General features: G+C 37.8%; 19 protein-coding genes. 5 read left to right on the forward strand and 14 right to left on the reverse strand.

Annotation, left to right across the window (positions count from 1 at the left end; all coding sequences use genetic code 11):
* Positions 1-172: 172 nt before the first annotated feature.
* A complete protein-coding gene (locus tag H1R81_RS14970; protein WP_181841548.1) occupies positions 173-1,660 on the forward strand; it encodes a serine hydrolase in 1,488 nt (495 codons plus the stop codon).
* 168 nt (positions 1,661-1,828) lie between these two features.
* Here the strand turns inward: H1R81_RS14970 and H1R81_RS14975 are convergent, their stop codons facing one another.
* Entirely contained in the window at positions 1,829-2,710 is an 882-nt protein-coding gene (locus H1R81_RS14975; protein WP_181841549.1) for a MerR family transcriptional regulator, read from the reverse strand.
* A 245-nt stretch (positions 2,711-2,955) separates the two neighbouring features.
* On the opposite strand from H1R81_RS14975, the gene prfB reads away from it, so the two are divergent.
* A protein-coding gene (gene prfB, locus H1R81_RS14980; RefSeq protein WP_181841550.1) for a peptide chain release factor 2 occupies positions 2,956-4,030 on the forward strand; the annotation gives its coding sequence in 2 pieces (ribosomal slippage) (positions 2,956-3,015 and positions 3,017-4,030; 1,074 coding nt in all).
* A 58-nt stretch (positions 4,031-4,088) separates the two neighbouring features.
* Here the strand turns inward: prfB and lgt are convergent.
* A complete protein-coding gene (gene lgt / locus H1R81_RS14985) occupies positions 4,089-4,985 on the reverse strand; it encodes a prolipoprotein diacylglyceryl transferase (protein WP_181841551.1) in 897 nt (298 codons plus the stop codon).
* 216 nt (positions 4,986-5,201) lie between these two features.
* Between lgt and argC the strand changes: the two genes are divergently transcribed.
* Positions 5,202-6,170 carry an N-acetyl-gamma-glutamyl-phosphate reductase gene (gene argC / locus H1R81_RS14990; protein WP_181841552.1) on the forward strand — a complete coding sequence of 323 codons (969 nt, stop codon included), beginning with the start codon at positions 5,202-5,204 and terminating at the stop codon, positions 6,168-6,170.
* 38 nt (positions 6,171-6,208) lie between these two features.
* Here argC and H1R81_RS14995 read toward each other — a convergent pair whose 3' ends face one another.
* Positions 6,209-6,730 (reverse strand): HAD family hydrolase, encoded by a 522-nt coding sequence (locus H1R81_RS14995; protein WP_181841553.1) that lies wholly within the window; start codon positions 6,728-6,730, stop codon positions 6,209-6,211.
* 324 nt (positions 6,731-7,054) lie between these two features.
* On the opposite strand from H1R81_RS14995, the gene pbpC reads away from it, so the two are divergent.
* Complete coding sequence (pbpC, locus tag H1R81_RS15000) at positions 7,055-9,307, forward strand: penicillin-binding protein 1C (protein WP_181841826.1); 2,253 nt, start codon at positions 7,055-7,057, stop codon at positions 9,305-9,307.
* A 57-nt stretch (positions 9,308-9,364) separates the two neighbouring features.
* Here the strand turns inward: pbpC and ahcY are convergent, their stop codons facing one another.
* The 3 genes from ahcY to H1R81_RS15015 form a co-directional block, all read right to left on the reverse strand.
* Positions 9,365-10,675, reverse strand: coding sequence for an adenosylhomocysteinase (ahcY, locus tag H1R81_RS15005; RefSeq protein ID WP_181841554.1), 1,311 nt, complete (start codon positions 10,673-10,675; stop codon positions 9,365-9,367).
* Between the two features lie 297 nt (positions 10,676-10,972).
* A complete protein-coding gene (locus tag H1R81_RS15010) occupies positions 10,973-11,914 on the reverse strand; it encodes a hypothetical protein (RefSeq protein WP_181841555.1) in 942 nt (313 codons plus the stop codon).
* 403 nt (positions 11,915-12,317) lie between these two features.
* Positions 12,318-12,977 (reverse strand): hypothetical protein, encoded by a 660-nt coding sequence (locus H1R81_RS15015; RefSeq protein WP_181841556.1) that lies wholly within the window; start codon positions 12,975-12,977, stop codon positions 12,318-12,320.
* Positions 12,978-13,294: 317 nt separating this feature from the next.
* Between H1R81_RS15015 and H1R81_RS15020 the strand changes: the two genes are divergently transcribed.
* On the forward strand, positions 13,295-15,052 hold the full coding sequence (locus H1R81_RS15020) for an SMP-30/gluconolactonase/LRE family protein (protein ID WP_181841557.1): 1,758 nt from the start codon (positions 13,295-13,297) through the stop codon (positions 15,050-15,052).
* A gap of 82 nt (positions 15,053-15,134) precedes the next feature.
* On the opposite strand, the gene H1R81_RS15025 is transcribed toward H1R81_RS15020, so the two are convergent.
* The 8 genes from H1R81_RS15025 to nadB all read right to left on the reverse strand — a co-directional run bounded on the left by H1R81_RS15025 (position 15,135) and on the right by nadB (position 25,582).
* The gene (locus H1R81_RS15025; RefSeq protein WP_181841558.1) at positions 15,135-16,148 is read right to left on the reverse strand and encodes an OmpA family protein; all 1,014 of its coding nucleotides are present in this window, start codon (positions 16,146-16,148) and stop codon (positions 15,135-15,137) included.
* Between the two features lie 11 nt (positions 16,149-16,159).
* On the reverse strand, positions 16,160-17,200 hold the full coding sequence (locus tag H1R81_RS15030) for a hypothetical protein (protein WP_181841559.1): 1,041 nt from the start codon (positions 17,198-17,200) through the stop codon (positions 16,160-16,162).
* Between the two features lie 109 nt (positions 17,201-17,309).
* Complete coding sequence (locus tag H1R81_RS15035; protein WP_181841560.1) at positions 17,310-18,053, reverse strand: LytTR family DNA-binding domain-containing protein; 744 nt, start codon at positions 18,051-18,053, stop codon at positions 17,310-17,312.
* A 12-nt stretch (positions 18,054-18,065) separates the two neighbouring features.
* Entirely contained in the window at positions 18,066-21,155 is a 3,090-nt protein-coding gene (locus tag H1R81_RS15040) for a two-component regulator propeller domain-containing protein (protein ID WP_181841561.1), read from the reverse strand.
* Positions 21,156-21,360: 205 nt separating this feature from the next.
* The gene (locus tag H1R81_RS15045; protein ID WP_181841562.1) at positions 21,361-21,699 is read right to left on the reverse strand and encodes a LytTR family DNA-binding domain-containing protein; all 339 of its coding nucleotides are present in this window, start codon (positions 21,697-21,699) and stop codon (positions 21,361-21,363) included.
* 168 nt (positions 21,700-21,867) lie between these two features.
* Entirely contained in the window at positions 21,868-22,992 is a 1,125-nt protein-coding gene (locus H1R81_RS15050) for a Gfo/Idh/MocA family protein (protein ID WP_181841563.1), read from the reverse strand.
* Between the two features lie 20 nt (positions 22,993-23,012).
* On the reverse strand, positions 23,013-23,921 hold the full coding sequence (locus H1R81_RS15055) for a DUF5050 domain-containing protein (protein ID WP_181841564.1): 909 nt from the start codon (positions 23,919-23,921) through the stop codon (positions 23,013-23,015).
* Positions 23,922-23,992: 71 nt separating this feature from the next.
* A complete protein-coding gene (nadB, locus tag H1R81_RS15060) occupies positions 23,993-25,582 on the reverse strand; it encodes an L-aspartate oxidase (RefSeq protein ID WP_181841565.1) in 1,590 nt (529 codons plus the stop codon).
* Between the last annotated feature and the right edge of the window lie 66 nt (positions 25,583-25,648).

Below are 25,648 nucleotides of genomic sequence, written 5' to 3' on the forward strand. Positions count from 1 at the left end.
ATTACGTCATCTAAGTATAAATATATATAGGCAGTAATCAGGGGGAAGATAAAAACTATTCATCCGAACGAGAAAGCACCATTTACAGGCAAAAGAAATAAATTTAAACAGCTTTATTGTAACCATTTCAGAGCTTTCAGGTTTTCATGCAAAAAAATAAAATCTTTTAATCATGAAAAATTTCCTGGGAATCAAATATGGCTTACATAAAGGAATAATAATTTTCATTTTATTAAGTAATTCTACGCTTATTTTTGGTCAGAGTTTATCTGATATCGACAAAAAGAAAATCAAAAATTTACTGATCCAGCAAGTTGACCATAATAATGTAGCTTCTATTTCTATTGCTGTAATTAACAAAGGGAAAGTAATACTGGAGGAAAGTTATGGATATGCTAATAAAGAAAGAAAAATTGTAGCAACTATCCATACACCCTATTATTTAGCTTCAGTTACCAAAAGCATAACTGCCACCGCAATTTTGCAATTGGCTGAAAAAGGTAAAATTTCTTTGCATGACCCGGTAAACAAATACCTGACCCACTACAAAGTAACGAGCAAATTTTGGAATATTGATTCGGTAACTATTCGCAAGACTTTAGGACATACTGCCGGGTTTACTACTCATGACAGAGATTGCTATCCGGATAAAATGACTTGCCCAATTACAATGGCAACCACTTTTTCGAGATATGCCAATGTAATCTGGAAGCCTGGAAGTAAATTCGACTATTCAAATATCGGATACCAGGTATTGGGCGAGATTATAAAAGAACAGTCAAAAATGAGTTTGGCTAAATATTTTGAAAAAGAAATATTTAGTCCTTTAAAAATGAAAAACTCCTTTTTGGCCGAAACTGCAATTCCTGCCAATACCGCATTAAGATACAGAGGAGGCCCACCTTTCAGTGCGGCAGAATTAAAAATCTCAAATACTCCGGCAAGTTCATCTGCGTATAGTAGTGTTAACGATCTTACAAAATTTGCTCTTCTACACTTAGGTTATATAGATCGGGAAATACTATCTTTAAAAACAATAAAACTAAAAGAAACAAGCCTGAATAATGATTTTGGCTGGTCTGTAAACCAGGATTATTTCGGTTTTAAAAGCTTTTATGCACAGGGTGGAACGACCGATGCTCAGGCAAGTATAAGGCTGATTCCTACAGAAGGAATTGCAGTAATAGTCCTTGCCAACTCTGGGCATGCCGATTGTAATACCATTACAAACAAGATATTATCCGTATTGAACAAGAATTTTGAAGAGAATTTTGAAAAACAAACCAAAACAACATCATCAACCTTAAATAATCCCGGAGAATTATTCTCTGAAGATTTAAAAGGAGAGTGGGGTGGTGAAATCGAAACTTTTAATGGAAATGTGCCTGTAAAACTTTGTATTCAATGTAATAGTGAAAATAAAATTGAAATAGATAATGATATTAAAGTTACCAGCATCAATTATAAAAATGGCGTTGTTTCGTTTAATTTAATACATAAAATCCCCATTGATGAAGATATGGGCAATGAGCCTTATTCATTAAGGTTTTATTTATCCCAAAAAGAAAACACCTTGTATGGCGTAGTATCTACTATGAATATTGATTATAACAATGCCCCCAGGCTTTCATATATTGTAAAACTAAAAAAGGCAGAATGATTAAATATAGCCCGGGAGTAATAGTAAATTCCTTCTGCATTAAATGCTATTTCAGTGAGAATTGAACTAAATATTGAAAGAATCGAATACTTTCATTTTCAGGCTTAACCGAATTCAAGTTAAAGATTTTTTTTGTTTATAAAATCCTGTGAAAGAAGGCTTTACACCTTATATACTCTCTGCAATCTCTATCAATTGATTAATGTGCGTTATAATCCTGGTATCTGGTCTGGTCTCTATACCCTGTCCGATTACCTGAAAACCAGTCAGAAGAATCTTAATATCTGGAAACCTTTTTTCCAGTTTATTGACATATTTCTGTGTTTCGTCCTGAGCAGGGCATGAAGTAATGGCAGCAAACATATAGTCAGGTTGTTGTGTTTCACATACGTAAACAAGTTCATCGAAAGGCAAGGTCTGCCCCAGATATATGACTTTGTTGTTGCGTGCTCTTATTACATAATTAGCAAATAGTAACGAAAGCTCATGTAGCTCTCCTTCTGGTAGATATAAAACAAACTTTTTAGCATAGGGATTTGCCCGTATTACCTGCCCATCAATGGCTACAATTAGTTTCTGGCGAATCAGGTTTGAGATAAAATGCTCTTGTGCCGGGCCAATAGAGCCTGTCACCCATAAAACACCAATTCTGTTTAAAAAAGGGTAAATGATATTAATCATCATTTCCTCAAAACCGAATTTCAGCGCATTTGTAGCCATAATCTTTTCAAATTTCTCTTCATCGAGATCAATCATGGCAATCGTCAGGGCATGAATCTGGTCAGGATAATTCTGTTGTTTGTCAGTTATACTGACAACTTCTTTTGATAGTTTTTCTGTAGAGAGTTTGGCAATTTCAGAAATCTTATATTCGTGTTCTTTCAGAAGGGCAATATTCAGCACTAATTTTAAGTCCTGATCGTCATAAACGCGGATATTAGTATCTGTTCTTTTAGGAGTAATAATATTATAACGTTGCTCCCAGATTCTGAGGGTATGTGCCTTAATGCCTGATAACTGCTCTAAATCTCGTATGGAGTAATTACTCATTATTTTTTTAGGTTTTCGCTTGAAAGGTGGTGCATAAATAAAGGTGATGTTTTTTGAGGGAACTCAACACAGTATTTGTTATAGTATAGATATAACTTAAACAAGTAGAATTTGTTTAAAAATTAATAAACAGATATTTATGTTTAAGCAACTTTAAAGATAATGAATAAAATTGAGTAATTTTGCACCCTGATTTTGAAAAATGATAAATCCATCAGATAGTTAAATAATCTTTAAACAATAATATGACTACCGAACAATTGAAGGAGTTAAAAGCCAGAGTAGCGGCTTTAAGGGGGTATCTTTGACTACGATAGTAAGAAAGAACAATTAGATGACCTCGAAAACCAGACGGCTCAACCTGAGTTCTGGACAGATGCCGAAAAGGCTGAAAGTGTAATGAAACAAGTACGTGCCCTCAAAGGTTGGACAACCGGCTACGAAAAGGCAGAAAGTGCCATCGGAGACCTTGAAACTTTATTTGAGTTTTATACATTAGGAGAGGCTACCGAAGAAGAAGTAGACGAAGAAGGAAAGAAATTTGATGAAATACTGGCAGAACTGGAATTGAAAAAAATGCTTTCGAATGAGGAAGACCAGTTTAGTGCCATATTGGAAATAAACGCAGGCGCAGGTGGAACAGAAAGCCAGGACTGGACAAGTATGCTCATGCGTATGTATATGATGTGGGCTAACAAAAAAGGCTACAAAGTATCCGAATTAGACTATCAGGATGGTGATACCGCCGGAGTAAAATCTGTTTCATTGCAGATTGAAGGCCCGATGGCTTATGGATTCCTGAAATCAGAAAATGGCGTGCATCGTTTGGTGAGAGTATCGCCTTTTGATTCTAATGCCCGTCGCCATACTTCCTTTGCCTCAGTGTATGCTTATCCATTAGTAGATGATACAATTGAGATTGAAGTAAAAGATGCAGATATTGAAATTCAGACTTCCCGTTCTGGTGGTGCAGGTGGACAAAACGTGAACAAGGTTGAAACCAAAGTGCAATTGACTCATAAACCAACAGGTATTATGATTACCTGCCAGATAGAACGTAGCCAGCATGCCAACCGTGAACATGCCATGCAGATGCTGAAATCGAAACTATACCAGTTAGAAGTCGAAAAACGTAATGCAGCCAAAGCAGAAACCGAAGCAGGGAAAATGAAAATTGAGTGGGGTTCGCAGATTCGTAGTTATGTCTTAGACGATCGTCGGGTAAAAGACCATCGCACCAATATTCAGACATCAAATACTGAAGCTGTTTTAAACGGAGAAATTGATGAGTTTATCAAGGGCTATTTAATGGCCAGCTAAAAGTATAAAGCAAGTAAAGAAAAGATGCCCGTGAGACTGTCTCACGGGCATCTTTTCTTTACTTGGATTTAACGGCTTTACCTGTTTCAAATGTATGTGTCGAATAATACTCTGCATCTTTTTTGCCTTTGGTAAAAGCATAATAGAGAATACCGATACCCAGTAAGACCGCCGGAATACTCAGAATCTGTCCCATATTCAAAACCATACTATTTTCAAATTCTTCCTGATTTTCTTTCAGGAATTCATAGAAAAATCTTAATGTAAATACCCATATTAGGAATATACCTAATAATAAGCCATGCGGCATTTTTTCTTTCATCCGGTTCCATAAATAAAATAATAGTCCACAAAGAATAAGGCATGAAAGCGCTTCATATAATTGCGCCGGATGGCGGGTAAATGCTTCGGGAGTCATTTTCATAGAACCATCAGGGTTCAGGCTAAATGTGTTGAATCTGAAAGCCCAGGGTACATTGCTTGGTTTGCCTAAAATCTCGTGGTTCATCAGGTTTCCTAATCGGATAAACGCCCCACCTAAAGCTACAGTTATAACCACTCTGTCTGTAACCCACAAAAAAGGCTGATCTTTGTGTTTGCGCCCATAGATAAATAAAGCAGTTAAAATACCAATTGTGGCTCCATGACTGGCCAGACCATTATACGGTGGCACAATCATATCTATCAGGAACTTACCCGGGTTTTGTTTGAAACTATCAAATTCGTAGAAGAAATAATGACCGAACCGAGCCCCTATCACTGTGGCAATAATCATTACAAATAAAAGTGCATCAAGGTCTTTTTCTGGTTTATGTTCTTTTTTAAAAATATGAGACATAATCTGGTAGCCAATCAGGAAGCCCGAAGCAAATAATAATCCGTACCAACGCAGTTCAAATCCGCCAAGTTTTGTAATAATTGGATTGACATTCCAGGGAATTTCTAAAAATATCATGTTGTAGGGGTTTGATTTTTTCTCAAAATTATAAGTTTTATCCGATACATGGTTGTAAAATTCGTAAATTGCACCAGAAACTTCTGCAAACTATCTGTTGTTATACTACATATCCTTTTAATAGGGCAAAATTTCTTTGTACTAACAATATTTTAATAATTTCATTACTCTTTGGCAATTAAACGATTAGTATCGTTTTAAATTTTTTACTCATTTATGAAAATAAATATCGGAATCATTGGGGGAGCAGGTTATACAGGCGGAGAATTACTAAGAATTTTATTAAATCACCCGAATACAAATATAGCTTTTGTTAATTCGAAGAGTCAGGCAGGGAAACCGGTATATGCTACTCATGGCGATTTATTAGGAGAAACAGACCTGAAGTTTGCCGATGAACAGGATTTCAGTAAAGCAGATGTGCTATTTCTTTGTTCTGGCCATAACGAATCAAAGAAATTCTTAGCCGAAAATAGTATTTCTGAAAATGTAAAAATAGTTGACCTTAGCACTGATTTCCGTGACGAAAGTAATGGATTTACCTATGGTTTGCCAGAGTTGCAAAGAGAAAAAATTAAAACTGCCAGTAAAATTGCTAATCCTGGTTGTTTTGCTACAAGTATTGAATTAGCAGTATTGCCTTTGGCTAATGCAGGCGTTTTGAAAGAAGATGTGCACGTAAGCGCGATTACAGGTAGCACAGGAGCAGGGCAATCATTATCAGCCACTACTCATTTTAGCTGGCGAAATAACAATATTTCTATCTATAAAGCATTTACCCATCAGCATTTAAAAGAAATCAACCAAAGCATTAAGTCTTTGCAGGCTGATTTCGGGAAAGCCATCAATTTCATTCCTTATCGTGGAAACTTTACAAGAGGCATTATGGCGAATATTTATACCAAGTTTGATGGCACGATAGCAGAAGCGCAGGAATTGTATCAGCAATACTATGCTGCTCACCCGTTCACTTATATAAGTGATGAGTCAGAGATAGATTTAAAGCAGGTAGTTAATACAAATAAATGTATTTTACATCTTGAAAAGCATGGTGATAACCTGTTAATCAGCAGTATCATTGATAACCTCACCAAAGGAGCCTCAGGACAGGCGGTACAGAATATGAACCTGATTTTTGGCTTAGATGAAACCGCAGGGTTGAAATTGAAACCGGTTGGGTTTTAATATAAACAAAACAGGGTTCGTTCTAACCCTGTTTTGTTTTAAAATATCTTCATCCATTTCCCTTGTTCTTTCATTACCATTTCTATCACCTCTCTTACGGCCCCTTTCCCTCCGTCTTTTGTTGTACGATATAAAGCCACCTCCTGGATTTCGTCTACCGCATCCGCAGGGCAAATTGAAAGCACATTTCTATGCTTCATAATCTCCCAATCAGGCAAATCATCTCCCATATAGATGGTTTGATCGGCTGTTAAATTATTATCTATTAAATATTGGTCGAAAACAGACAATTTCTGGTCAGTTCGTATTCCTAAAAAAATATCTTTGATGCCTAATGGTGAAAGTCGTTCTTTTACGCTTTCCTCTTTTCCCCCCGAAATGATAGCAATATGATAGCCCGATCTTACAGCTTTTCCCATCGCATAGCCATCTTTTACATTAAAAGTACGGGCTAATTCGCCTCCTCGGAGGGCAAGTACGGTTGAGTCTGTTAATACACCGTCTATATCAAAAATAAAGGTAGTGATTTTACGAAGCTTGGATTTTAATTTTAGGTTCATGAAAAATTATAGTGATTATAAGAGTCTCTTTAAAAATTGGATTTCGACCTACAAAGGTATCTTTTTCAGATATACTGCGTTATATTTTTTCACCGTAGCTGCCGGCTACGTCTACAAAATATACCTTGCCTATCTAAAAAATATACTCTTTTCGGTCAGAAAGACAAAATTTAAACAGACTCTAATCACAATATTCGTGTAAATTCGTTTAATTCATGTTAAATTCTAAAAAATAAATTCGTGTTTAAGTCTCTCTCTCAAAAACTTTTCCATTTCTTCCTCAAAAGCATTTATGGAAAAATAGTGATTGTATTACTGGGAGTAATGATTTTACTGAACCTGATTTTTCCGCTAAAAATAAACACAAAATACTCAACTCTGATTACATCTTCTGATGGCACATTGTTGCACGCCTTTCTAAGCCCTGACGATAAATGGCGTATGTATGTAGAGCTGAAAGAAATCACCCCAACCCTTCGTAAAGCCATTATTACCAAAGAAGATAAATACTTCTATTATCATTTCGGTGTAAATCCTATTGCTATTATCAGGGCATTCTATAACAATGTTACAAAGGGCAGGCGAACTTCAGGTGCAAGCACCATTACCATGCAGGTTGTTCGTATGCTATATCCGAATAAAAGAACTTATTGGAATAAACTATCTGAAATAACTCGGGCTGTACAACTGGAGGTATTTTACTCAAAAGAAGAGATTCTGCAAATGTATCTCAATCTGGTGCCTTATGGGTCTAATATTGAGGGTATTAAATCAGCCTCTTATTTATATTTTCAGAAATCGCCTGATAGATTAAGTCTGGCAGAGGTAACTACGCTGGCTATTATACCTAATCGCCCAACAAGCCTGCAATTAGGCACAAAAAATCCTCTGATTGTGCAAGAACGGAATAAATGGTTAGAGCGATTCAGAAGTGAAAAAGCCTTTGAGAATCAGTCGATTAATGACGCAATTAAAGAACCTCTTCATGTAAGCCGACACGAAGCGCCTAAGATGGTGCCACATTTAGCTTTAAGGCTCAAAAAGCAATATCCTGATGAGCCAACCATCAGGACCTATATTAAACAACCTGTACAGGCAAAAGTAGAACAGATTGTTGGGAATTATGCCAATAGAGTTCGGGCGATGAATATTCATAATGCCGCGATTTTGATTATCAATAATGAAACCATGCAGGTAGAGAGTTATGTAGGTTCGGCAGATTTTTATAATAAAACTGATGGGGGGCAGGTAGATGGCATACAGGCCATTCGTTCACCAGGTAGCGCATTAAAGCCTGTGCTCTATGCTACGGCTTTTGATAAAGGAATTATTACGCCTAAGAATATCATTAATGATGTACCGACCAATTTCAGCGGATTTGAACCTGAAAACTTTGATAAGAAGTTCAATGGTAAAGTAACAGTAGAATTTGCTTTGGCTAATTCGTTGAATATTCCGGCGGTAAAGGTCGTAAGAGATTTAGGTAAGAAAGAATTAATTGAAGTATTAAAGAAAGCCAGTTTCCAGACTATAAAAAAGCAGGAAAAGGATTTAGGGCTATCAATTGTATTAGGAGGCTGTGGTGTAACGCTGGAAGAAATGACCCAATTGTATGCAGTATTTGCCAATCAGGGAAAATGGGAGAGAGCAAGATTGAAAAGACAGGAGAAAGAAAGAAGAGGTGCTGCACCATTAATTTCGCCAGAATCATGTTTCCTGACTACGCAGATTTTGTCTCAGATTAAACGACCTGATTTGCCTAATAATTTTGACTATACTTATCGCTTACCCAAAATCGCGTGGAAAACGGGTACTTCTTTTGGTAAACGCGATGCATGGAGCATTGGTTATAATAAGAAATACACGATTGGTGTTTGGGTGGGTAACTTTTCGGGAGAAGGTGTTCCCGAATTGAGTGGGGCAGAAATAGCCACTCCCTTGCTATTTCAAATCTTCAATAGTATTGATTACAATTCAAGCAATGAATGGTTTCAGCAACCGAAGAGTGTAGTCTCTCGTCAGGTCTGTGCCGAATCAGGTGATTTGCCGAATGAGTATTGCTCTAATAAGATTCTGGATTATTCTATCCGAAATGTTTCTCATACCCTTAAGTGTAACCATATCAAGAAGTTTTTTGTCAATTATGCTGAGTCTCTCAGTTATTGCACGCAGTGCTTACCGATTGATGGCAATTATAAGGAGAAAAACTACATGAACTATGCTCCTGAATTGATTAGCTTCTATGAATTAAAGCATATTCTTTATGAGCGGATTCCGCCGCATAATCCGGCTTGTACAAGAGTTTTTGGGGCTATAGATAACCGACCGATAATTACTAATCCAAACGAGGGTAGCGAATACTATATCAATGCCAAAGACCCTCAGCAAATGCAATTGGCTTGTCAGGCGGCTAATGACGTGAAAGAAGTATATTGGTACCTTAATGATAAATTGCTTAAAAAGTCTAAGGCTAATCAACCCGTCTTTTTTATACCCACAGCCGGTAAGCTAAGAATTTCGTGTACTGATGATAAAGGCAGAAGCAGTACAATTTCTGTAATGGTTAAAACCGAATAAAACAAAAGAGAGGAACTCTTGCGAATTCCTCTCTGTGCGTTGAATATCTCAGCAATATTAATAACGGTACATTTCGGATTTGAATGGACCCTCAACTGTTACACCGATGTAAGCGGCCTGATCTTCATTCAAGGTATCTAATTTAGCACCTACATGAGCCAAATGGAAAGCAGCTACTTTCTCATCTAATTGCTTAGGCAATACATATACTTTATTTTCATATTTATCGCTGTAAGTCCACAATTCGATTTGTGCCAATGTCTGATTCGAGAATGAGCAAGACATTACAAATGATGGGTGACCCATAGCACAACCTAAATTTACTAAACGACCTTCGGCCAGAATAATGATTTCTTTCCCATCTACTTCATACATATCAACCTGTGGCTTGATAGTAGATTTTGTGTGTCCGTAGTTTTTGTTCAACCAGGCCATATCGATTTCGTTATCGAAGTGACCAATGTTACAAACCACAGCTTTATCACGCATAGCTTTGAAATGACGGTCACGGATAATGTCGATGTTTCCAGTAGCTGTTACAAAGATATTTGCACGTGCGGCGGCTTCGTCCATCGTAACTACCTCGTAACCGTCCATTGCTGCCTGAAGCGCACAGATTGGGTCGATTTCGGTTACTAATACTCTACAACCTGCGCCACGCAATGAATCCGCAGAACCTTTACCTACATCACCATAACCTGCTACAACCGCTACTTTACCAGCCAGCATCAGGTCTGTTGCACGACGAATCGCATCAACTAATGACTCACGACAACCGTATTTATTATCAAATTTAGATTTGGTTACAGAGTCGTTTACGTTGATAGCCGGTAAGTGTAATGTGCCGTTTCTCTGACGTTCGTACAGACGGTGAACACCTGTAGTTGTTTCTTCTGATAGACCTTTGATATCGCCAATTAACTCAGGATATTTGTCAAACACCATATTGGTTAAATCACCACCATCATCAAGAATCATGTTTAATGGTTTTTGTTCTTCGCCAAAAAACAAGGTCTGCTCAATACACCAGTCAAATTCTTCTGCTGTTTGTCCTTTCCAGGCATACACCTGAATACCCGCAGCAGCAATAGCAGCGGCAGCATGGTCTTGTGTTGAGAAGATATTACATGACGACCAAGTAACTTCAGCACCTAATTCTACCAATGTTTCAATCAAAACCGCAGTCTGGATAGTCATGTGTAAGCAACCTGCTACACGTGCACCTGCTAAAGGTTTAGATGGGCCATATTCTTTACGGATAGACATCAAGCCTGGCATTTCTGCTTCGGCTAATTTGATTTCTTTACGACCCCAATCGGCAAGGGCTATGTCTTTTACTTTGTAAGGAATGTAATTTTTTGTTGACATTATCTTTTAAGTTAATTTATCCTTAATAAATTGTTAATTTAGTTGGTTTTTCTAAATTACTGACAAAATTAGGATAAATTATTGTTAAAATAAATTTTATTTGGATAATTTTATTTAGGGGCAAGAAAACTGTGTGTCACGATTTTTTAAATAGTCAATTGATGACTAATGGGTTGAATTTAATCTTATAATAAGAAGCTTTTACGATTTGAAAAATCGTGATACAAAAAATCCCTGTTCCACGTGAATAAAACAGGGTTGTAGGTTTTATGATGTCAAAAACTGTGGAAGATTTTGTTATAACTCCTTTATCCATTCCTGGGCTATTTCTCTGAAAGCCATTGTAGCTGGTTTACCAATTCGATAGCATTGTTTCCAGATTCTTGATTTTTCTCTGTAAGCTTCATTTTCAAAGTTTTCAAAACCATTCGATTGTTTTAGTACTTTCGCACCGAAATCTACATCAGCCGATTCATCTAAAAATTGTTGCAGCTGTAATTTGATATTGGCTTTATAGTCTTTCTTTGCAGCAGCCTGAGCCAATAGCTCTTCATTAGATATTTTATTGCTTTCAATTTCTGATTCTACCGATTGCTCTGCCATTATTCGGGCATATTGCTTATTAAATTCAACAGGATTTGATTTTAAGAGTGGTTTAATTTTCAGAATTGCCTGTGCATTATCATAACCACGTTTGTAAAGGGTCTGCATACTTTTAAAGGCTTGTTTTTCTTCTGCTGATGCGCTATTCAAGTCTTTACTATTAATATCATCTAAAGCCTTTTTACTGTTTTCTGCAATGGATTCCTGCAAAGGGAATAATTGATTGGTAAATTCAGGCATTTTAGAGATAGTCTGTATTGACACCAGATTGCTATTGTAATCATTTTCATACTTTTCCTTCATTTCAGCCGAATTCCTGTCAGTGTTTCTGAGGTCTTGTGCTAAACTTTTTTCGTAATCAGCTTTAAAACTGGCCCCCATTACCAATGCCTTTACCATTTTGCCCAACATTTTAGCAGCAGAGGCCTGTTCGGCCGCTGGAATACTCATACAAGCTTTTTTAATAGTGGGGGAGTAATAGAACTTAAAACCCGGAAACTCTTTAAATGAAGCCAACAAGGTTATCTGGCTTTTAAATTCTTCCTGATTCGTTCCGAATCGGTTCAAATCATCAAAAGTAAAATGGAGCGAAACTACTCCTATCAACAGGACAAATAATAAGGTTAGTTTTTTCATGTTTTTTTATTTAAAATTTTAAAGCCTTTGCTAAAGCCTTTACAGCATCAATTTCAGACTGATTGGCTACATCAACTACCCGTATTCCTACTATCCATCACTATGTGCATTTTTTCATTAAGCTTAATTCACTGCTACTATATCATTGCAAACAGGTATTCATAAAACGCTTTCCATCTAAATTCATCCAGGAAGAATCTGGTAGACCTGATGTTTTATTAGCCACAGTTTCTGGTGGGATTTAGCAGCTCATTTTGCTTTTTGTGAGGATAGATGGCTTTAAATAAGCCCCTGAAAAATGGATGTTATACACAGTACTTTGGCTTTTTAGTCATGGCAACAACAAAAGGGGAAAAAATAAGTCTTTCTCCCAAGCAATAAAATATCATTAATGAAATTGGGATTAATTGTTCTTCAGGTGCATCTTCCCTTCAGTCAGGATAATCTCGTCTTTTTTGTCTTGTTTCTTGTAACCGTTACCCTCCGGGTCAATGTTTGAGTCGAAACCAGTAGCTTGAGTAATGACTTTGCTTTCCATTTTGTCTTTCAATCGGCCTAAGCCGCCGAATACGGTTGCAGACGTTTTCTCTTTCCAGTAAGTACCCGCCAATTTGCTACTGAAAGTTATATCGATAAAACCATCCCCATTATTTTTCACTTCCAGCGTTTCGTCATTATTCTGTGACTCACCCATGTGGTATTCCATGCGAGGTTCTTTGATTTCTTCAACGTATCTGATAGCCGCAATACCTTTGTATTTGCCTAAATCCTGTGCTTTTTTGATATTTTCTTTGGTATCTGGGTGGTCTGCGTTTACAATCAGATAAGTACCTGATTCTACGGCGGAACGACCATAGAAATCACCTAACCAGATTCTTACCATTTTGTCTGGTTTGTTAGAGTTGCCTGTAAAATAGCCATAATTGCCGATTTTAATCTGGCGGGGCTGTGTTTTATATTCAGTGCCATTAATCATGACACTCATGGTGTTATCGTTTGACATCTGTGCAAAAGTATTTGCCGTAACAAGAAGCAGAATGATGAATGCGTAAGAGGTTTTCATGTATTTACTGATTAAATGTATTAGATAATGATGGGAAACAATTCCCGAAAGATTATGCTAATAACGCCATTCCTGATTGAGAGTATAAGTTTTTAATGATTATTGGTCTATAAAATTTACTGAAAGGTCGAAAGTATTTATTTTTGGTTGTCCTGTATTTAATAGATGCTCTAATTGGTTTAACCAAGTGTATCATTGAATCAATAATTGGATTGATATCAAATTAAAAATCAGGCTATCTGATTAAATAGCAAGGATTTGTCTTTTGATTTTTGTTATATTTGGTTATTCTATTTCAACTATTCTAAACCTTAACTATGAAAAAATTACTCTTCACTCTGCTTGCCTGTTGGCAAGTGACTACTTTTGCTCAAACTCCCAATGAAAAATATACAGAAGACCCCGCCTCTGTTGAACAAGTGGGCGTACCTAAAGGAGAGATTCTAAAGTTTGAATTTGCCGATTCTAAAATTTTTCCGGGTACCTGGAGAGAATACTGGGTATATATTCCGGCGCAATATACGCCTGATAGACCTGCTTGCGTATATGTGAATCAGGATGGTATTCAATGGAAGGCCCCGACAGTATTTGATAACCTGATTCATAAAAAAGAAATGCCTGTGACGATTGGTGTTTTTGTGATGCATGGACGAGTTAAGGCAGCCAATGGTGAAACAGCTCTCGACCGTTTTAATCGTAGTTATGAATACGATGGTTTAGGAGATAATTATGCGAGATTTATTTTGGATGAAATCTTGCCCGAAGTAGAAAAGAAGAAAACAAGCGATGGTCGTGCGATTCGTTTATCTAAAAACGGTAATGATAGAGCCATTGGTGGCTCAAGTAGCGGTGCTGTTTGTGCCTTTACGGCTGCCTGGGAACGCCCGGATGCCTTTTCGAGAGTATTTAGTGCTATTGGTACGTATGTGGGTTTGAGAGGGGCTAACGAATATCCGACATTAATTCGTAAATATGAGCCAAAGCCAATTCGTGTGTATTTACAGGATGGTACGAATGATTTGAATATTTATGCAGGCGACTGGTGGAAATCGAATGAATTGATGGAAAGAGCCTTGATTTTTGCAGGCTATGAAGTGAATCATGTGTGGGGTGAAGGAGGTCATAATGGCAAACATGGAACCGCTGTTTTCCCTGAAGCTATGCGCTGGCTTTGGAAAGATTATCCCAAACCTGTAACAGGGAGCAAAACAAAGAACCCGTTTTTAAGCGATATTCTGATAGATAATGAAGGTTGGGAATTAGTGGGCGAGGGCTATACTTTTACAGAAGGCACGGCAGCCAATGCAGCAGGTGAAGTATTCTATCAGGATATTCCTAACTCAAAAACCTATAAAGTAGGCATAGATGGTAAGCTGACAACCTTAGAGATTGATGCTAAAAAATCAAGTGGTACAGCTTTTAGCCCTGATGGTAAACGCTATGTTGTGGCTGGAGGAGCAAAACAAATTATCAGCTATGACGCCACAGGTAAAGAAACAGTAGTGGCAGATAATCAGACTGGCAATGATATTGTGGTAGCTAAAAATGGAAATGTATATATTACAGCACCAAATGGGGTGAGTAATCCAAGTAAATTATACTTAATCAGACCAAATGGTGAAAAAGTAGAAGTAGATGAAGGCTTGAAGTTTGCCAATGGCTTAACGCTCTCGCCTGACCAGACACAATTGTATGTAACAGAATCTGCCTCTCATTGGGTATGGGTATATCAGATTCAGCCCGATGGAAGACTTTTTCATAAACAGAAGTATGGTTGGCTACATGTACGCGATACGGATGAAAATGCCTGGTCGGATGGCTTAAAATGCGATAGAGACGGACGGGTATATGTTACCACGTTGAGTGGTATTCAGGTACTTGACCAGACCGGACGAGTAAATGCTATTTTACCAGTACCCAAAACCAAAGGGCAGGTTTCAAACCTATGTTTTGGTGGGCCAAACTTTGATGTGATGTATATTACCTGTGTAGATAAGGTTTATCGCAGAAAAGTAAAAGTCAAAGGAGCCAATACTTTTGATACACCCACCAAACCGGCTGCGCCTAAGCTTTAAAATGCCGTTTTTTTGTGCCACGGCTATACTTGTTCGTAAAAGACCGTGGCATGTATTCTTGATATGTCAAATAATAGTTAAATTACATTTTAGAAAATTCTACTCTGCGGTTATTTGCTTTTCCGTCAAAGGTATTATTATCGCCGATAGGTTTGGTTTCTCCGTACCCTTTAGTAGACAATCTTGAAGCGTCTATCCCTAAAGAAATTAGTTGATTTTTTACAGCTTCTGCTCGAGCCTGTGAGAGTTTTACATTGCTGGCTTCATCTCCGTCCGAATCAGTATGTCCACCGATTTCGAATTTTAAAGCCGCATTATCTTTCAGAATTTTAGCAATGGCATTGATTTCTCCCATTGATTCAGGTTTGATGGTGGCTTTATTGACATCGAAACGGATACCATGTGAGATATATTTGCCTTCTGTAAATGCTTTGCTAATCATATTCATATCTCCACCTGCTGCTAATTTAAAATTCTTGAACATCATATTCTTGCCATCGCTGGCATCACCGGCGATACCGATAGATACCGCTTTGAAATTGCAATCTGGAACAACCAAAACACGATACTGATCGCAGTAAACTTTCATCTGGTTATTTTTGTAGGCAATGGCATAATGATGCCATTTGTTGAAGTATTGTTCTGAGCGGATACCCTCTGGAAAATCTCCGTTCAGTTTACCGTCAGGCCCCTCAAACGAGACATACATATTATTGGTAGATATTCTTGCAGGGATGTCTTCGCCATTCTTGAATAATAGCGATACGCCAGGATTACTATCGTAGCTTTCGTCTAACCAGGTGTCAAACTCAATAGTAAATTCAGCAGGTAAATAATTAGGCGTTTTCATACGTGGCGATAGAGCAGTATAGTATTTTGTGATAAAAAACACTTTTTCATCACCCACTTTGTTCACTACCGCTTGACCACCATTCAATTTCCAGTGAATGCCAAATTCGCCATCCTGAGTATCAGATAAATCATCAGAGAAAATAATTTTAGTGCCTGCTACAAAATCATAGTTCTGATAGGCTTTTATTTCTTGTGCGAAAGAGCAAAAAGGTAGTAAAGTCATAACAATCAATAGTTTTTTCATAGAGTTTATTTTTAATTAGCTTTCAATGCTGAGAATTTACCATAAATACTGCCAACTACTACTTCTTTTCCAACTGCCGAAAAGACTTTGGTTGCAAAATAACCTTCAATGCTTTTGCCGTCGTCTTTCGTGATTACCACATTGCCTGTGCAGCTAAAATCATGATCATTGTCTTTGGCATCTTTGCTACACCCAAAAGCATTTTGCTCACTCGGAATCGCAAACACCAAGCCTACATCTTTACCTATAAGAGAATAGCTCCCCTGTCCTTTTCCTTTAAAGGAGATACCCAAAATCCCCATTCTTGGAATTGTCTGGAGGTTTCCGTCCATTGCTTGTATTCCTAAATCCGAGAAGCGTACAGCAGTAATATTTTCTTTCGCATTGTATATCGCCATATTATTACTCATCAATGCGTTCGTCTCCGATTTTTGAGCCTGAGCCATTTTCTGCGCAGCCTTTAGCTTAGCCTGTACATCAGGAGGGAGCTTAAGATTGGCAGGGATATCAGGCATTTTTATCCCACCGCTGATATTACTTACAAATTTGGCATTAACAATGCCCATAGTGGGCATATTCAGTACCACAGCCGTTTCATTTCGGGAAAAATAAAGCGTTTTTAAGAGTTGTACTTTCGGATAATTGGGACTGAGTGGCTCACAATCCACAGAGACAATCATGATTTTTTTCTCAGGAGCTTCCGACGGGGCAGTATAAGAGGCAGTCAGACTTTCTGTAATGAGATTCCCACCACCTTCAACAATTCTCCAGTTCGTAATCCTGTATGGAGAGATTTCGGTGTCAGGGAGTTTAATTTCGGAGGGCATCCCTTCTGGAATGTCGTCTGCATTCGTCTTAGGTGGAATGAGAAGCCAGATAGAAAGAACAGTACTTTCGTTAGATTCCAGTAAATCTTTATCTGCTCTTAAAGAGAGCCGGGCACCTTTCTCGGCAAACGCTTTGTCCAAATCTTGCTTTGTGACACCTGCAGGTCTTTGGGCTAAAGCACTAATAGAAAGATATAGAAATAGAATAATTGTTTTTATTGACATAATTGACCGATTTGGCAACTTAAAAATCATAAAAACCACTAAACTGAACTACAATATTTAATAAGTGAGGAGTTTTACTTAATAATCGGGAGAGAATTTAAAGCGCACATCAGATATTCTTCAACATTTCCAGAAATTCTTCCTTTTTACGCTTGCTTACGTCTACCGTTTGCCCATTAGTGAGTACCAATAGGTTATCTGATTTGATAAATTTCTTCACATGGTTCAGGTTGACCATGAAGCTATGGTGTGTTCTGAAAAAATGGTGTTCGGTCAGCACATCTTCATATTCACGGAGATTTTTTGAAGAGACAATTCTGCCATCATTCACTGTGTAAATAGTAGTATAAGGCCCATCAGCCTCCAGACAGATTATTTCTGAAATATTAAGTAGTGTAATTCCTTCTAAGGCATTAATGATGAGTTTATTGGGTAATTCTTTCGGTGTTTTCCAGATTTTCAGTAAAAGTGAGAGTTGATCGTTTATTTTGCTTTTCTCATGCTTTAGTTTAAGCCGACCTATAGTTTTTTGTAAGTCTTCAGGTATTACGGGTTTTAGCAGATAATCAAAAGCGGTGTATTTATAGGCTTTTACGGCAAACTCATTATAGGCGGTTACGAAAATGATGTCGAAATTGATTTCGTTGATACTATCAAGCAGTTGAAAGCCATTCAGGTCGGGCATCTGGATATCCAGAAAAACTACATCAGGCGTGTTTTTCTGAATCATTTCAATGCCTTGTTGCGCATTCGCTGCTAAATCTAATACCTGCACTTCGGGGCAGTAGCGGTGAAGCAGCTCTTTCAGTAAGTTTCGGCTTTTTTGTTCGTCGTCAATAATGATAGCTTTCATGGGCTGGTGTGTTTAAATCGGAATCTTTATTTCTACTCTTGTTCCTAAAGGTTTCTGTGCTGAATTGAATAAATCAACAATTGTAAATTCTGCTTTTATCTGATTGATTTCTGTAATAATCTTCATGCGCTCATCCAGAATGCTCAGCGCTTTAGAAGTATGTTCCGGTTTTATCTGGTTTTTCTGATTTTCGGCAGCTTCTCTGCCAATACCATTGTCTTCTATCTGAATATATAAGAATGTTTCGTCTGAACTGATGTTTATTTTCAATATCTTGTTTCCTTTTTTCTTTAATAAGCCGTGCCAGATTGCATTTTCTAAAAAAGGCTGAATCATCATCGGAGGGATGGTTAACAAACTGCTTTCCTCATGTGTTTGGACATTTATTTCGGTATGAAAAACTTCCGAAAATCGCAGCTTCTCTAAATCCAGATACAGGCGAATAGTCTCCAGTTCTTTATCTAACGGGATACGTCTTTTGTCAGAGTTTTCCAGAACCATCCGCATCAATTTCGAGAATTGCGCCAGATATGTAACAGCAGCATCGGTTTGACCTGTAATGACACATTCCTGAATGGCATTCAATGAATTGAACATAAAATGCGGATTCATCTGTACACGTAGGGCTCTCATGCGAAGCTCAGCAATTTGTTCGCTGATTGCGCTTTTTTGTGCTTCCTCTTTACGCACCTGGCTAATTCTGAATACAAAGAAAGCATAACCTATACCAGTTACTGTAATAGCCATTAAGGCAGAAAACCACCAGGTTCGCCAGAATGGGGGAGAGATAATGATTTTAAGTTTTGCCCCTTCTTCATTCCATATGCCATCATTATTAGTTGCTTTTACATGGAATACATAAGTGCCTTCGCGTAAGTTAGAATAAGTGGCCAGTTGTTGATTGCCAACGTAGTTCCATTTTTGTTCTAAGCCTTCCAGTCGGTAAGCATACTGGTTTTTAGCTGAATTGTTATAATTGATAGCTACGAAATTGCAGGAAAACTCATTTTCATAATAGGGTAAATGTAATTCACCGATTTGCTCTAAAGGTTTATCAAAATGTTTCTCCTGATTTAAGATTTTCAGATTTGTTAATAAAACTTCAGGAGCCAAATCATTGGTTCTTACACTTTTAGGATTAATCTTATCTATTCTTTCGTAATGCCCGATGTAGAAAGTACCATCTTTGTCTTTTTCAAAATCTCCTGATAATACATTGCCAGTAAGGCCATCTAATTCTGTAAAATTGAAAAACTTTTGTTTTTGTAAATCAAATTTCGATAAACCATTAGCTGTAGCAATCCAGATATTACCGTCATCATCTTCCTGAATATTCGTACATTCATTATTTGCCAGACCCTCGTCGGTTGTCCAGTGTAGAAAGCTCTGTGTTTTTTCATCAAATAGATTCAGGCCATTATCTGTTCCGATCCATAATCTTCCCTTTTTATCAAGAAAAATAGAAGTCAGTCTATCACCCGACAGACTTTCAGGGTTATTCGCTTCATGTCTGAAATGCTTGAATGTTCTTGTTTTTTCATCAAATCGGCTCAGGCAAAGGTTTTGTATTACCCATATATTGCCTTTTTTGTCTTCAATCAGTTTCCACACAAGGTTATCACCAAGACTATCCGGGTTTTTATCTTCTTTTTTAAAATGAATAAATGATTCTGTTTCAGGAACATACAAATCCAATCCCCAATCATATAATCCAACCCATAGCCTGTCTTTACTATCCTTCAGTAAGGCATTAATGCGTCTATGAGCCAATGAATTTGATTTTTTTTCGTCATGTTGAAAGACTTTGAAATTCTTTTGTAGAAAATCACAATATACCAGGCCATTCATTGTGCCAATCCAGTACTTGTCTTTATCTTTAATAATAGCATTGATGGCATGGTTGGCTTGTGTATTCAATTGAGGGGGGAAATGCCGATAAGCTTGTATAATATTGAATTTTTTGTCAGTAATAGTGAGTGCAGACATTCCCCAACCGCCTATGAGATTAATGTTTTCATCAAAGAAAAACTCACTGATTAATGCCTTGTTAGGAATACTTAATTTGCTGAATAATTGTTTAGAAGGAAAAACCCGGCTTATACCTCCATCAGTATAAATCCAGATAGTACCTTGCCTGTCACCGAAAACACCAGTACAGGTTACGCCTGTTAAACTAAATGGATTTGTATTTTGATACTGATAATGATTGGTTTCAGACAAAGTCTTCAGGTTGTTTAGTTGCTCTATAGAAACAATAAATAAGCCCGTATTGGTACTCACCCACAATTGCTGGTTAATCTCTTTCAGACCAAAAACATTGTATTTTTCGTCAGTCTTTTTGGGGTTTAAAGGAATTTTTTTATATGTTCCGGTTTGTGGGTCAAATCGGCATAAGCCTATATCCCATGCGCCGAACCACCAGTTTCCCTGGGTATCTTTTAGTACACAGTTAGCCACACTATTGGTTTTTTCTAAATATGTAAACCGTCCGTTATCAGGATTATATCTTGTAATACCGTTCCAGGCTGCCAACCAGAAATTCCCTGTTTCATCTTCGAAACAATAAAAAGGGTTATGGATAGTATTAAACCGTGTGGTAAAGCTTCCGGACTTACGGTCGAACACATGAAGGCCATTATTATTCATTACCCAAAGCCTTTTTTTTGAGTCTTTAAAAACATTGCAATCCCAGTTATCAGAAAGACTTTTTGGATTTTTCGGGTCATGTACAAAATTCTCAAAAGTTTCTGAAAAAGGATTGAAATGACTGACTCCGCCCTGAGTGCCAATCCATAAAGTACCATCATTATCTTCTACGATAGAATTCAGGCGATTATCAGGTAAAGAATTTACTTTTTGTGATTTCCGGAAGATTTTGATATTAATTCCATCAAAACGATTCAGACCATCCTTGCTACCAATCCAGATAAGCCCCCGTTGGTCTTGATAAACAAAAGAAATATCTTTAGAAGAAAGTCCGTCTTTCAGGGTGAGGTTATCGAAGCGAAGGTTCTGATAAGAAAAAGCATTCGCACCTTTATCAGTCTGGGCAATAACTGTTAAAGAATAAAAAAAAAGAAATATAGGTAAAAGTTTTATCAATACAGGTTGCGGCTTTTGATTTATCAAAGATGATAAATCGGGCAAATACTCGCAAGGTGCTTTAATAAATGGGAAGAATTATTTTATTTTTGGTGTGCATGCTTAAAAAATCAGGCATTATTTGATATTGATTCCAGAAATGAGTACGCGTTAACGATGTTGCCTAAAAGGCTCGGCTATTATGGATTCAAATAATACTATATTTTCATTTATTTAAGGTTTTGGGAAGAGTTTTTCTTAGAAACCTGTAAAAATGGGTAGTTCTGCGGCGAGAAATATTCATTTCCATCTGGTTGCACATTCTTAAATTAGTATCCTGCTGGTTTTCTATAAATTGCAGATTAATCAGATAGGTACGGTTAATACGAAAGAAAGGATAAGCGGCAAAACGACGCTCTAACTGACCAATATTGGTAGAAGTAAGAAACATGGAGCCATCTGAAAGATATAGGCGGGTATAATTAATATCACTTTCAAGCAAGATTATTTTAGATGGTGCAAACTTCATTCGTCCACCTACGTGCACCAGGGTTTCATTGTTCATGGTCAAAGAAATTAAAAGGTATTACAAAATTGTAATTTTGATGGGTGTAGTAGATACTCCAAATTCAGCAAACAGTACCAGATTTTCAGCATAATTGCATAAAAAGCAAAATCGTTGGATAGTATTATCCAACGATTTTGTAATAAAGCTATAATTGTACCTGACATATCAGGTTAATATTATCCTCTTCCCGGTCTGTGCAGCTTCATAAATGGCAGTCAGGTATCTCATATCTTTCAAACCTTCCTCTCCTGAAATATGGCTTGGAAACATTTTTGTTTCCTGAAACTCCCGCGCAATAGCTTCTAACATATTGGCCTGATGATGCACAACTGGCATATGTAATTCTCCCTGGCTTGTCCGACCCTTAATAGGCCCATAGCTATAGGCAGGGCTTAATTGAATGAAACCTTTCTCATAAGTGGCATATAACTGTTCAATATTGGTTTTGTAAGAAGTAAAGCCGTTAACAGTAACGGCATCGGGGAAATCAAACTGCCATGAGAGTGATTCTTCAACATCTTTAAAGCGCACAGGGTCTGTAATTGGACCGAATTGAGCAGTGACTGATAAAGGTTCTTTACCTGTTATATATCGGGAGCCTTGTACACAGTAAATTCCTACATCCATCAAAGGGCCACCACCAGCCATTGCTTTTTTCAATCGCCATTGAGTGGGGTCACCTATAGTAAAACCAAAGTTTGTATTAATGAATTTAACATTCCCAAAAACCTTTTCCCGACTCATTCTGATAATTTCTTTGGTAAATGGCTCAAAGTGCATACGGTAACCTATCCCTAATTGTACTCCGGCATCTTTACAGGCTTTAATCATCTCCTCGCATTCTTTTACACTATTTGCCATTGGTTTTTCGCACATTACATGTTTGCCTGCTTTGGCGGCACGTATTACGTATTCGTGATGCATAGAGTTGGGAAGCACTACATATACAACATCAATATCTTTGTTGTCGGCTATCTGGTCGAAAGTCTGGTAGTTATAGACATTCTTTTTCGGAATATTATATTTCTTCATCCATTCTTCGGCTTTAGCTGGGGTACCTGTTACGATACCTGCAAGATAACAATTAGGTGTTTGCTCCAGACCAACGGCTAACTGGTTTTTGGCATAACTTCCTAAGCCAACCAAAGCAATACCCAGCTTCTTGCCTTCATACTTGGGTTTAGATTCAGGAATACTCACCAGAGAGGGCACAGCAAATGCTGCAGCTGTGGTGCCAAGTCCCACACCTAAGTTTTGTAAAAATGAACGACGGGATTGATTTTCGGCCATTAGATTAGGGTTTAAATAGTTTATTTATCTATACGATAAGTTACGAAAGCTAATTGTTTACTATCCGGCGACCAACTCGGTACATTGATAGTTCCTTGCCCGCCAAAAAAAACATCAGTTAAGTCTTTTATTTTCCTGGTTTTCAAGTCCATCAGTCGGAGTTTCACATCTTTTCCGAATGGGTGAGAGGCTTTCTGATCTTCTATATAAGTGATGAATACAATCCATTTACCATCGGGCGAAGGGTGCGCAAACCAATTGCTGTATTCATCGTTAGTCAATTGTTCCTGCTCGCTACCATCAGGTTTCATACGATAGAGATGCATTTTTCCGGTTCGGTGCGAGTTGAAATAAATGTATTTACCATCAGGAGAGTATTCGGGGCCATCGTCCAGACTTTGCGCATTGGTTAGTCTCTTTTCTTCGCCTCCTGTTACCGGAATACTATACACATCAAATTCTCCGTTTCTCGAAGCGCAATATACAAGCGTTTGTCCATCAGGCGAAATACCATGCCAGTAAGAAGGTGCTTTTTCGGTAATTAATTTTGGTGTACCACCTTCGATCGGCAGTGTGAAAATGCGGGAAGAGCCACCTGGTGTACCTTTCATGCGATCGTCATTATGACTGATAACAATCATTTTGCCATCAAAGCTAATGCCGTGATCGTTATTGCATTTATTGGCAAAGTCGGTATTGATGGTACCCAGTTTTTCGCCGGTAGTAGAGATTTTTTCTAATAAGCCTTTGGCATTGATAATAAAGTATTTACCGTCTCTCGACCAGTTGGGTGCTTCAAAATGACGTTTTTCTTTAAGAATGATGGTTCGTTTGCCTGATTTTATATTAATGGTTTCCAGTGTGCTTTCTACGTTCTGGGGTGTCTGGGCAAACACAGCAACGGGGAATATATAAAGTAAGAATTTCATAGAATTGAATACATTAGGCTTATAGTTGAATAGAAACCAAATGTATTCAATTTTTGACGAAATCACTAAAATTAAAGTACGGAATTCTCAGGTTTACCACCTAATTTATACGGATAGTCGGTAGTATAATGCAGACCCCGGCTTTCTTTGCGTTTCATGGCACAGCGAATCACCAATTCAGCGCATTGTATCAGGTTGCGTAATTCGCAAAGCTTTACTGAAAGCTTGGTTTTTTTATAAAACTCTTCTGTTTCATCTTTTACTAATTTTAATCTGCGCAAAGCGCGCTCTAAACGGAAATCAGAACGGACAATACCCACATAGTCAGACATCATGCGCTGAACTTCACGTAAATTATGGGTAACGAGAATCTCTTCGTTCGATTGCTCTGTGCCAAATTCGTCCCAGTCAGGTACATTTTCCTGAAATCTGATTTTGTCTACATCTTCCGTAGCCTGGTGGGCAATACGATGCCCGAAAACCGCTGCTTCCAATAAGGAGTTAGATGCTAAACGATTGGCACCATGTAAGCCGGTAGAAGAGCATTCTCCACAGGCAAATAGCCTATGAATTGTTGAATGCCCGTATTCATCAACTAAAACCCCTCCGCATAGATAATGTGCTGCCGGAACTACCGGAATCATGTCTTTAGTAATATCAAGCCCTATGCTCAAACATTTTTCATAGATATTCGGGAAATGTTGCAGGATTAACTCTTTTGACTTGAAAGAAATATCTAAATATACATGATCTTCCCCCGATTTCTTCATTTCTGCATCTATCGAACGAGCTACTATATCACGTGGAGCCAACGAACCACGAGGATCGTAGTTTTGCATAAACTCCTCGCCCTTTTTGTTTTTCAACACACCACCCTCACCTCTCACGGCTTCAGTAATCAGGAAACTCGGATATTCTCCCGGGTTATAGAGGGATGTCGGGTGAAACTGTATCATTTCCATATCTCTTACTCTGCCTTTTGCCCGATATACCATTGCGATACCATCTCCTGTAGCGATAACAGGGTTTGTTGTAGCAGAATAAATATTGCCTGCCCCACCTGTAGCCATCAGGGTAACTTTTGAAAGAATGGTTTCAACCTGACCGGTATGCACATTAAGCGCATACACGCCAAAGCAGGTAATATCGTTAGTTTCACGCGTAACCTGAATCCCCAAATGGTGTTGAGTAATGATTTCGACAGCATAATAATGGGTCAGAATTTCAATATTTGGATTCTTACTTACCTGTTCGAGCAGGGCACGTTCAATCTCTTTGCCCGTAATGTCTTTATAGTGTAGTATTCTCTTTTCTGAGTGTCCGCCTTCGCGTGTCAAGTCGTACTCTGAACCGTGCTTGTCGAAATTGGTGCCATAATCTATTAGCTCCTGAATGCGGTCAGGGCCTTCGGTTACAACTATCTCCACAATCTTGCGGTCACAAAGGCCGTCTCCGGCAATCAATGTATCGCTGATATGCTTTTCAAAAGAGTCGGTTTCAGGGTCAAAAACGGCAGCTATACCACCTTGTGCGTACTTTGTATTGGTTTCGTCGGCATTTACTTTTGTCAGAACCAATACTTTTCCCTTGCTTGCTGCTTTAAGTGCGAAACTTAAACCTGCAATACCAGAACCTATCACTAAAAAATCTACTTTTTGCATCGAGATAAAATTTGAATACTTTTCAATAAAAATTATTGAGTAGTGGTCGTTAGGTCATTCAAATGT

It is taken from the genome of Emticicia sp. BO119 (assembly GCF_013912375.1).
In the GTDB taxonomy this organism is placed as follows: Bacteria; Bacteroidota; Bacteroidia; order Cytophagales; family Spirosomataceae; genus Emticicia.

Bases quoted from the DNA above. Each gene is read 5' to 3' on its own strand.
- lgt (WP_181841551.1), bottom strand. From the start codon at position 4,985: ATGATATTTTTAGAAATTCCCTGGAATGTCAATCCAATTATTACAAAA.
- H1R81_RS14995 (WP_181841553.1), bottom strand. From the start codon at position 6,730: ATGAACCTAAAATTAAAATCCAAGCTTCGTAAAATCACTACCTTTATT.
- H1R81_RS15030 (WP_181841559.1), bottom strand. From the start codon at position 17,200: ATGTCAATAAAAACAATTATTCTATTTCTATATCTTTCTATTAGTGCT.
- H1R81_RS14975 (WP_181841549.1), bottom strand. From the start codon at position 2,710: ATGAGTAATTACTCCATACGAGATTTAGAGCAGTTATCAGGCATTAAG.
- H1R81_RS15035 (WP_181841560.1), bottom strand. From the start codon at position 18,053: ATGAAAGCTATCATTATTGACGACGAACAAAAAAGCCGAAACTTACTG.
- H1R81_RS15020 (WP_181841557.1), top strand. From the start codon at position 13,295: ATGAAAAAATTACTCTTCACTCTGCTTGCCTGTTGGCAAGTGACTACT.
- H1R81_RS15015 (WP_181841556.1), bottom strand. From the start codon at position 12,977: ATGAAAACCTCTTACGCATTCATCATTCTGCTTCTTGTTACGGCAAAT.
- H1R81_RS15025 (WP_181841558.1), bottom strand. From the start codon at position 16,148: ATGAAAAAACTATTGATTGTTATGACTTTACTACCTTTTTGCTCTTTC.
- H1R81_RS15055 (WP_181841564.1), bottom strand. From the start codon at position 23,921: ATGAAATTCTTACTTTATATATTCCCCGTTGCTGTGTTTGCCCAGACA.
- ahcY (WP_181841554.1), bottom strand. From the start codon at position 10,675: ATGTCAACAAAAAATTACATTCCTTACAAAGTAAAAGACATAGCCCTT.
- argC (WP_181841552.1), top strand. From the start codon at position 5,202: ATGAAAATAAATATCGGAATCATTGGGGGAGCAGGTTATACAGGCGGA.
- H1R81_RS15010 (WP_181841555.1), bottom strand. From the start codon at position 11,914: ATGAAAAAACTAACCTTATTATTTGTCCTGTTGATAGGAGTAGTTTCG.
- H1R81_RS15050 (WP_181841563.1), bottom strand. From the start codon at position 22,992: ATGGCCGAAAATCAATCCCGTCGTTCATTTTTACAAAACTTAGGTGTG.
- nadB (WP_181841565.1), bottom strand. From the start codon at position 25,582: ATGCAAAAAGTAGATTTTTTAGTGATAGGTTCTGGTATTGCAGGTTTA.
- H1R81_RS14970 (WP_181841548.1), top strand. From the start codon at position 173: ATGAAAAATTTCCTGGGAATCAAATATGGCTTACATAAAGGAATAATA.
- pbpC (WP_181841826.1), top strand. From the start codon at position 7,055: ATGATTTTACTGAACCTGATTTTTCCGCTAAAAATAAACACAAAATAC.
- H1R81_RS15045 (WP_181841562.1), bottom strand. From the start codon at position 21,699: ATGAACAATGAAACCCTGGTGCACGTAGGTGGACGAATGAAGTTTGCA.